Raw genomic sequence first — 8,316 nt, 5'->3', positions numbered from 1 at the left:
CGCACCATCGAGCTGGCGCTGAAGCAACGGTCCTGACCGGACGGCGCGGGAGAAACGGGCTGGGGGCGGCACTGGGTGCCGCCCCCAGCCCGTTTCCTTTGCCCCGACTGTGATCGATCATCGCTCATTTGTTGCGTAAAGATTTCATCTGAGAGCAGGTTCTGGCACTCAGTGCCTTGCGGCCTGACACGCGGTGTCATACGTTGAAGGTGTCCGGGCGGCCGGCGAGCAGAGACCTTTCGTTCGCCGGCTGTCCCCGCAAGCTCATGGCCTGCGCGCCCGGACGCCTGCGTCACAGGCAACCTCCCGCGCCACAAAGCGCTGCCGAAGCACCACCGAGCCGAACCGACGGCACACCCCTCGAAAACCCTCAGCAGCACTCATCGCAGCACCGACGATCCCCCAGGCGCCCCTCCCTCAGGGCGCTCACCGCCGGAGGCAACACCGTGACCGTGAAGGACATCCTGGACGCGATCCAGTCGAAGGACGCCACGTCCGCCGACTTCGCCGCCCTGCCGCTCCCCGAGTCGTACCGTGCGATCACCGTGCACAAGGACGAGACGGAGATGTTCGCGGGCCTGCAGACCCGCGACAAGGACCCGCGCAAGTCGATCCACCTCGACGAGGTCCCCCTGCCCGAACTGGGCCCGGGTGAGGCCCTGGTGGCCGTCATGGCCTCCTCGGTCAACTACAACTCGGTGTGGACCTCGATCTTCGAGCCGCTGTCCACCTTCGGGTTCCTGGAGCGCTACGGCCGCACCAGCGAGCTGGCCAAGCGGCACGACCTGCCGTACCACATCATCGGCTCCGACCTCGCGGGCGTGGTCCTGCGCACCGGCCCGGGCGTCAACGCCTGGAAGCCCGGTGACGAGGTCGTCGCGCACTGCCTGTCGGTCGAGCTGGAGTCCTCCGACGGCCACAACGACACGATGCTCGACCCCGAGCAGCGCATCTGGGGCTTCGAGACCAACTTCGGCGGCCTCGCCGAGATCGCGCTGGTGAAGTCCAACCAGCTGATGCCGAAGCCGGACCACCTCAGCTGGGAGGAGGCCGCGGCCCCGGGCCTGGTCAACTCCACCGCCTACCGCCAGCTGGTCTCCCGCAACGGCGCCGGCATGAAGCAGGGCGACAACGTGCTCATCTGGGGTGCGAGCGGCGGCCTCGGCTCCTACGCCACCCAGTTCGCGCTGGCCGGCGGCGCCAACCCGATCTGCGTGGTGTCCTCGCCCCAGAAGGCGGAGATCTGCCGCTCGATGGGCGCCGAGGCGATCATCGACCGCAACGCCGAGGGCTACAAGTTCTGGAAGGACGAGAACACCCAGGACCCCAAGGAGTGGAAGCGCTTCGGCAAGCGCATCCGCGAGCTGACCGGCGGCGAGGACATCGACATCGTCTTCGAGCACCCCGGCCGCGAGACCTTCGGCGCGAGCGTCTTCGTCACCCGCAAGGGCGGCACCATCACCACCTGCGCCTCGACCTCGGGCTACATGCACGAGTACGACAACCGCTACCTGTGGATGTCCCTGAAGCGGATCATCGGCTCGCACTTCGCCAACTACCGCGAGGCCTGGGAGGCCAACCGCCTCATCGCCAAGGGCAAGATCCACCCGACCCTGTCGAAGACCTACTCCCTTGAGGACACCGGTCAGGCCGCCTACGACGTGCACCGCAACCTGCACCAGGGCAAGGTCGGCGTGCTGTGCCTGGCGCCCGAGGAGGGCCTCGGCGTGCGCGACGAGGAGATGCGCGCCAAGCACATCGACGCCATCAACCGCTTCCGGAACGTCTGAGGCCCGGAGAGTCGAAGATGACAGAGCGTCAGAAGGACCGTCCGTGGCTCATGCGGACGTACGCCGGCCACTCCACGGCCGAGGCGTCCAACGAGCTGTACCGGCGCAATCTCGCCAAGGGCCAGACCGGCCTGTCGGTGGCGTTCGACCTGCCGACGCAGACCGGCTACGACCCCGACCACATCCTCGCGCGCGGCGAGGTCGGCCGGGTGGGCGTGCCCGTCGCGCACCTCGGTGACATGCGCCGGCTGTTCCAGGACATCCCCCTGGAGCAGATGAACACCTCGATGACGATCAACGCCACCGCCATGTGGCTGCTGGCGCTCTACCAGGTCGTCGCCGAGGAGCAGGGCGCGGACATCACCAAGCTCCAGGGCACGACCCAGAACGACATCGTCAAGGAGTACCTCTCCCGGGGCACCCACGTGTTCCCGCCGGGGCCCTCGCTCCGGCTGACGACGGACATGATCGCGTACACGGTCTCCCACATCCCGAAGTGGAACCCGATCAACATCTGCAGCTACCACCTGCAGGAGGCCGGGGCCACGCCGGTGCAGGAGATCGCGTACGCGATGTCCACCGCGATCGCCGTGCTCGACGCCGTGCGCGACTCCGGCCAGGTGCCGCAGGAGCGCATGGGCGACGTGGTCGCCCGCATCTCCTTCTTCGTGAACGCGGGCGTCCGCTTCATCGAGGAGATGTGCAAGATGCGGGCCTTCGGCCGCATCTGGGACAAGGTCACCCGTGAGCGGTACGGCATCGAGAACCCCAAGCAGCGCCGGTTCCGCTACGGCGTCCAGGTGAACTCGCTCGGCCTGACCGAGGCGCAGCCGGAGAACAACGTCCAGCGGATCGTGCTGGAGATGCTGGCCGTGACCCTCTCCAAGGACGCACGCGCGCGTGCCGTGCAGCTGCCCGCCTGGAACGAGGCCCTCGGCCTGCCGCGCCCCTGGGACCAGCAGTGGAGCCTGCGCATCCAGCAGGTGCTGGCCTACGAGAGCGACCTGCTGGAGTACGAGGACATCTTCGAGGGCTCGAAGGTCGTCGAGGCGAAGGTCGACCAGCTGGTCGAGGAGGTCCTCGCCGAGATCGACCGCATCCAGGAGATGGGCGGCGCGCTGGCCGCCGTGGAGTCCGGCTACCTGAAGTCGCAGCTGGTCGCCTCGCACGCCGAGCGCCGCGCCCGGATCGAGTCCGGCGAGGAGAAGATCGTCGGCGTCAACATCTTCGAGGGCACCGAGCCGAACCCGCTCACGGCCGACCTGGACACCGCGATCCAGACGGTGGACCCGGAGGTCGAGACCCGGGTCGTCGAGTCGCTGCGCAAGTGGCGCGACACCCGCTACCAGCCGCCCTTCAACCACCCGCGGCCCTGCAAGGCGCTGGAGCGGCTGAAGGAGGCCGCGAAGGGCACCGGCAACCTCATGGAGGCCACGCTGGAGTGCGCCCGCGCCGGGGTCACCACCGGCGAGTGGGCGGGCGCCCTGCGCGAGGTGTTCGGCGAGTACCGGGCGCCCACCGGTGTCTCGTCCGCGCCGGTGGCCGTGCCCGCCGAGCAGGGCTCGGCGATGGCCGGGGTCCGCGCCAAGGTGGACGCCACCGCCCGCGACCTGGGCGTCGGCAAGCTGCGCTTCCTGGTCGGCAAGCCCGGCCTGGACGGGCACTCCAACGGCGCCGAGCAGATCGCCGTGCGCGCCCGTGACGCCGGCTTCGAGGTCGTCTACCAGGGCATCCGGCTCACCCCGGAGCAGATCGTGGACGCGGCCCTGGCCGAGGACGTGCACGCCGTCGGCCTGTCGATCCTGTCCGGCTCGCACGCCCAGCTGGTCCCGGACGTGCTCCAGCGGCTGCGTGTGGCGGGTGCCACAGATATACCCGTGATCGCAGGTGGCATCATCCCGAACGGTGACGCCGATCAGCTCAGGGCTGCCGGAGTGGCCGCGGTGTTCACCCCGAAGGACTTCGACATCACCGGGATCATCGGCCGCATCGTCGACGAGATCCGGAAAGCGAACAAGCTCGACCCCCTGGAGGTCCCCGCATGACGACCGTCAACCGCCTTCGCCCGCGGCGCTCCTGCCTGGCCGTGCCGGGCAGCAACCCGCGCTTCCTGGAGAAGGCGCAGGGCCTCCCGGCGGACCAGGTCTTCCTCGACCTGGAGGACGCGTGCGCGCCGCTCGCCAAGCCCGAGGCGCGGCACACCATCGTCAAGTTCCTCAACGAGGGCGACTGGACCGGCAAGACGCGGGTCGTGCGCGTCAACGACTGGACGACCGAGTGGACGTACCGCGACGTCGTGACGGTCGTCGAGGGCGCCGGCCAGAACCTCGACTGCATCATGCTGCCGAAGGTGCAGAGCGCCGAGCAGGTCGTCGCGCTGGACCTGCTGCTGACGCAGATCGAGAAGACCATGGGCTTCGAGGTCGGCAAGATCGGCATCGAGGCGCAGATCGAGAACGCCCAGGGCCTGAACAACGTCAACGCGATCGCGCAGGCCTCCCCGCGCCTGGAGACGATCATCTTCGGCCCGGCCGACTTCATGGCCTCCATCAACATGAAGTCCCTCGTCGTGGGCGAGCAGCCGCCCGGCTACCCGGCGGACGCCTACCACTACATCCTGATGAAGATCCTGATGGCCGCCCGCGCCAACAACCTCCAGGCGATCGACGGTCCCTACCTGCAGATCCGCAACGTCGACGGCTACCGGGAGGTGGCGCAGCGCGCCGCCGCGCTGGGCTTCGACGGCAAGTGGGTGCTGCACCCGGGCCAGGTCGAGGCGTCCAACGAGATCTTCTCGCCGTCCCAGGAGGACTACGACCACGCCGAGCTGATCCTGGACGCGTACGACTACTACACGTCCGAGGCGGGCGGCAAGAAGGGCTCCGCGATGCTCGGCGACGAGATGATCGACGAGGCCAGCCGCAAGATGGCCCTGGTCATCGCCGGCAAGGGGCGGGCGGCGGGGATGACCCGTACGTCGACGTTCGAGATCCCGGAGGCCTGAGCGCGATGCAGTTCGGACGCACCTACGAGGAGTTCGAGGTCGGGGCGACGTACAAGCACTGGCCGGGCAAGACGGTCACGGAGTACGACGACCACCTGTTCTGTCTCCTCACCATGAACCACCACCCGCTCCACATGGACACCAACTATGCGGAGAAGACGACGGACTTCGGCAAGAACGTCGTCGTCGGGAACTACATCTACTCCCTCCTGCTCGGCATGTCCGTCCCGGACATCTCCGGCAAGGCGATCGCCAACCTGGAGATCGAGTCGCTCAGGCACGTGGCGCCGACCTTCCACGGCGACACGATCTACGGCGAGACGACCGTGCTGGACAAGTGGCCGTCGAAGTCGAAGAACGACCGAGGCATCGTCTACGTCGAGACCAAGGGCTACAAGCAGGACGGCACCCTGGTGTGCGTCTTCCGCCGCAAGGTGATGGTGCCCACCGAGACGTACACCAAGGAGCGCGGCGGCGAGCAGCCCGGCCGCCCGGAGCTGAAGCAGCAGGAGAAGTAACGATGGCCCGTCTCGCCCAGACCGCCGGTCTGACCGACGTCCAGCAGGAGATCCTCTCGACGGTCCGTGACTTTGTCGACAAGGAGATCATCCCCGTCGCGACGGAGCTGGAGCACCGCGACGAGTACCCGCAGCAGATCGTGGACGGGCTCAAGGAGCTGGGTCTGTTCGGTCTGATGATCCCCGAGGAGTACGGGGGCCTGGGCGAGTCGCTGCTCACCTACGCGCTGTGCGTGGAGGAGATCGCCCGCGGCTGGATGTCGGTGTCCGGCATCATCAACACCCACTTCATCGTCGCGTACATGCTCAAGCAGCACGGCACGCAGGAGCAGAAGGACCACTTCCTGCCGCGGATGGCGGCCGGCGACATCCGGGGCGCCTTCTCCATGTCGGAGCCGGGCCTGGGCTCGGATGTGTCCGCCATCACGTCGAAGGCGGTCAAGGACGGCGACGAGTACGTCCTGAACGGCCAGAAGATGTGGCTGACCAACGGCGGCACGTCCTCGCTCGTGGCCGTTCTGGTCCGAAGTGACGAAGGACACCCCGAGGGCACGGCCCCGCACAAGTCGATGACCACCTTCCTGGTCGAGAAGGAGCCGGGCTTCGGCGAGGTCCGCCCGGGCCTCACCATCCCCGGCAAGATCGACAAGATGGGCTACAAGGGCGTCGACACCACCGAGCTGATCATGGACGGCCTGCGCGTTCCGGCCGACCGGGTGCTCGGCGGGGTCACCGGCCGAGGTTTTTACCAAATGATGGACGGCGTGGAGGTCGGCCGGGTCAACGTGGCGGCGCGCGGCTGCGGCGTCGCCCAGCGCGCCTTCGAGCTGGGGGTGCAGTACGCCCAGCAGCGGCACACCTTCGGCAAGCCGATCGCCCAGCACCAGGCCATCCAGTTCAAGCTGGCCGAGATGGCCACCAAGGTCGAGGCCGCGCATGCGATGATGGTCAACGCAGCCCGCAAAAAGGACTCCGGGGAACGAAACGACCTGGAGGCCGGCATGGCGAAGTACCTGGCCTCCGAGTACTGCAAGGAGGTCGTGGAGGACGCCTTCCGGATCCACGGCGGCTACGGCTTCTCCAAGGAGTACGAGATCGAGCGCCTCTACCGTGAGGCCCCGATGCTGCTCATCGGCGAAGGCACCGCCGAGATCCAGAAAATGATCATCGGCCGCAGGCTGCTCGAGGAGTATCGATTCCAGGGTTGATTGTCCGGTTACGGGGTGTTTTCTTCGAGAAGAAGATCACACCCCGTAGGCCGTCTTCGGCCGCCGACTCGACTTCCTGGCTTGCCGAGTTGTGGCCCGCGCCCGGTACGATCCCGGGAAAGCCGCCGTCCCCCGTCAGAGCGCGGCATCATCCGCTACGAAGGTCATCCATGCCCCACAGCCAAACCTCTGCACACCGCGACAGCCTGGTAGGCGCACGCCTCGCGCGCGGAGCATCGCCGTGGCTTCTCCCGACCGTCGCCACCGCAGCCCTCAGCCTGGCCCGCGCCCGCCGCTCGGGCGCCGCCAAGGCCGTGGCCGTGCCCGCCACCGCGCTCGCGGCGGGCATGCTGTGGTTCTTCCGCGACCCCGAGCGCGAGATCGCCACGGGCCGGGTCATCTCGCCCGCCGACGGTGTGGTGCAGAGCATCATGCCGTGGAAGGACGGGCGCACCCGCGTCGCGATCTTCATGAGCCCGCTCAACGTCCACGTCAACCGCGCGCCCCTCGCGGGCACGGTGACGTCGGTCGAGCACATCCCCGGCGGCTTTGTTCCGGCTTTCAACAAGGAGAGCGAGAACAACGAGCGCGTAGTCTGGCATTTCGACACCGAACTCGGCGACATCGAGATGATCCAGATCGCCGGCGCGGTGGCCCGCCGCATCGTGCCCTACCTCCCGGAGGGGACGAAGGTCGAGCAGGGCGACCGAATCGGTCTGATCCGCTTCGGCTCGCGTGTCGACCTCTACCTGCCCGAGGGCGTGGAGGTCGCGGTCGAGGTCGGACAGAAGACCGTGGCTGGGGTGACTCGCATTGACCGTGATTGATCCGGAGACCCAGGCGGGCTGGGTGCCCGAGGCCGACGAGGCGGACGACGAGGAGGAGATGCCCCTCTCGCTCCGCCTGTCGATAGCGGACACCCTCACCCTGGGCAACGCCACGTGCGGCTTCATGGCGGTGTACTTCACCACCACCGGCATCCTGATCCCGCACCTGACCGGCAGCCAGGAGTCCGGCATGGCCCGCCACAGCGCGGCCACGGCGGTCATCCTGATGCTCTGCGCGGCGGTCTTCGACCTGTTCGACGGCCTGGTGGCGCGCAAGCTGCGCTCGTCGCCGATGGGCGCGGAGCTGGACAACCTGTCGGACCTGATCAGCTTCGGCCTCGCGCCCGCGTACTTCGTGCTCGTCTACGGCATGGTCGCCGACGACGCGCACCAGCGGGTGGCGGCGGTGGGCGCGATCGTGGTGCTGCTGGCCGTGGTCCTCAGACTGGCCCGGTTCAGCTGCGTGACGATGAAGGACGGCATGTTCCAGGGCATGCCCTCGCCGTTCGGCGCGCTGACCGTCGTCTCGATCGTGCTGCTGGAGCTGCCGTTCGTGGCGACGCTGCTGGCGATTCTGGGGACGGCGTGGCTGATGGTGAGCCGGGTGGAGTACCCGAAGCCGCGGGGGCGGCTGGCCGGGGCGATGCTCTGCTGGATCGTGCTGTCGATGGGGCTGCTGGCGGCCTGGGCCTTCGACGCGCCCAGCGGTCAGCTGCTGCTCCAGACGGGGTGCGCGCTGCAGCTGGTCATGGGCGCGGTGATTCCGCTGTTCGCGACGGCTCGGCGGGTGAACAACTTCCGCGACAACCGGCGTGAGGCGCGGGCGGCGCAGTTGCCGTAGCGGCGCGATTGCCGTAGCGGCGCTTTGGCGAGGTCGTGGTCCTGGTCGTGGTGTGGGTCCTCGTCTCCCGGCGGCTCGGCGGGTCGCTGCCCGGCGCGGGCGGACTGTTCGGGCGCCGGGCGCCGCCC

At 68.3% G+C, this 8,316-nt stretch carries 7 protein-coding genes; all 7 read left to right on the top strand.

Annotated elements, in window-relative coordinates; all coding sequences use genetic code 11:
* The first annotated feature begins 452 nt into the window (after nucleotides 1-452).
* The 7 genes from ccrA (at nucleotide 453) to pssA (ending at nucleotide 8,188) form a co-directional block, all read left to right on the top strand.
* Complete coding sequence (gene ccrA, locus ABZ923_RS40175) at nucleotides 453-1,790, top strand: crotonyl-CoA carboxylase/reductase (protein WP_208036862.1); 1,338 nt, start codon at nucleotides 453-455, stop codon at nucleotides 1,788-1,790.
* Between the two features lie 17 nt (nucleotides 1,791-1,807).
* Nucleotides 1,808-3,835, top strand: a complete 2,028-nt coding sequence (locus tag ABZ923_RS40170) for a protein meaA (RefSeq protein ID WP_361483003.1) — start codon at nucleotides 1,808-1,810, stop codon at nucleotides 3,833-3,835.
* Nucleotides 3,832-4,794 carry a CoA ester lyase gene (locus tag ABZ923_RS40165; protein WP_361483000.1) on the top strand — a complete coding sequence of 321 codons (963 nt, stop codon included), beginning with the start codon at nucleotides 3,832-3,834 and terminating at the stop codon, nucleotides 4,792-4,794. Before ABZ923_RS40170 ends, ABZ923_RS40165 begins: the two co-directional genes overlap by 4 nt.
* 5 nt (nucleotides 4,795-4,799) lie before the next feature.
* Complete coding sequence (locus tag ABZ923_RS40160; RefSeq protein ID WP_361482997.1) at nucleotides 4,800-5,312, top strand: MaoC family dehydratase; 513 nt, start codon at nucleotides 4,800-4,802, stop codon at nucleotides 5,310-5,312.
* A gap of 2 nt (nucleotides 5,313-5,314) precedes the next feature.
* Nucleotides 5,315-6,520 carry an acyl-CoA dehydrogenase family protein gene (locus ABZ923_RS40155; protein WP_361482995.1) on the top strand — a complete coding sequence of 402 codons (1,206 nt, stop codon included), beginning with the start codon at nucleotides 5,315-5,317 and terminating at the stop codon, nucleotides 6,518-6,520.
* A 170-nt stretch (nucleotides 6,521-6,690) separates the two neighbouring features.
* Nucleotides 6,691-7,347, top strand: coding sequence for a phosphatidylserine decarboxylase (locus ABZ923_RS40150; RefSeq protein ID WP_030346776.1), 657 nt, complete (start codon nucleotides 6,691-6,693; stop codon nucleotides 7,345-7,347).
* A gap of 22 nt (nucleotides 7,348-7,369) precedes the next feature.
* Complete coding sequence (pssA, locus tag ABZ923_RS40145; RefSeq protein WP_208036861.1) at nucleotides 7,370-8,188, top strand: CDP-diacylglycerol--serine O-phosphatidyltransferase; 819 nt, start codon at nucleotides 7,370-7,372, stop codon at nucleotides 8,186-8,188.
* Nucleotides 8,189-8,316: the final 128 nt, after the last annotated feature.

The sequence above is a fragment of the Streptomyces sp. NPDC046881 genome, from assembly GCF_040645015.1.
Classification (GTDB): Bacteria; Actinomycetota; Actinomycetes; order Streptomycetales; family Streptomycetaceae; genus Streptomyces.
This window is presented reverse-complemented; position numbering and strand designations above follow the sequence as displayed.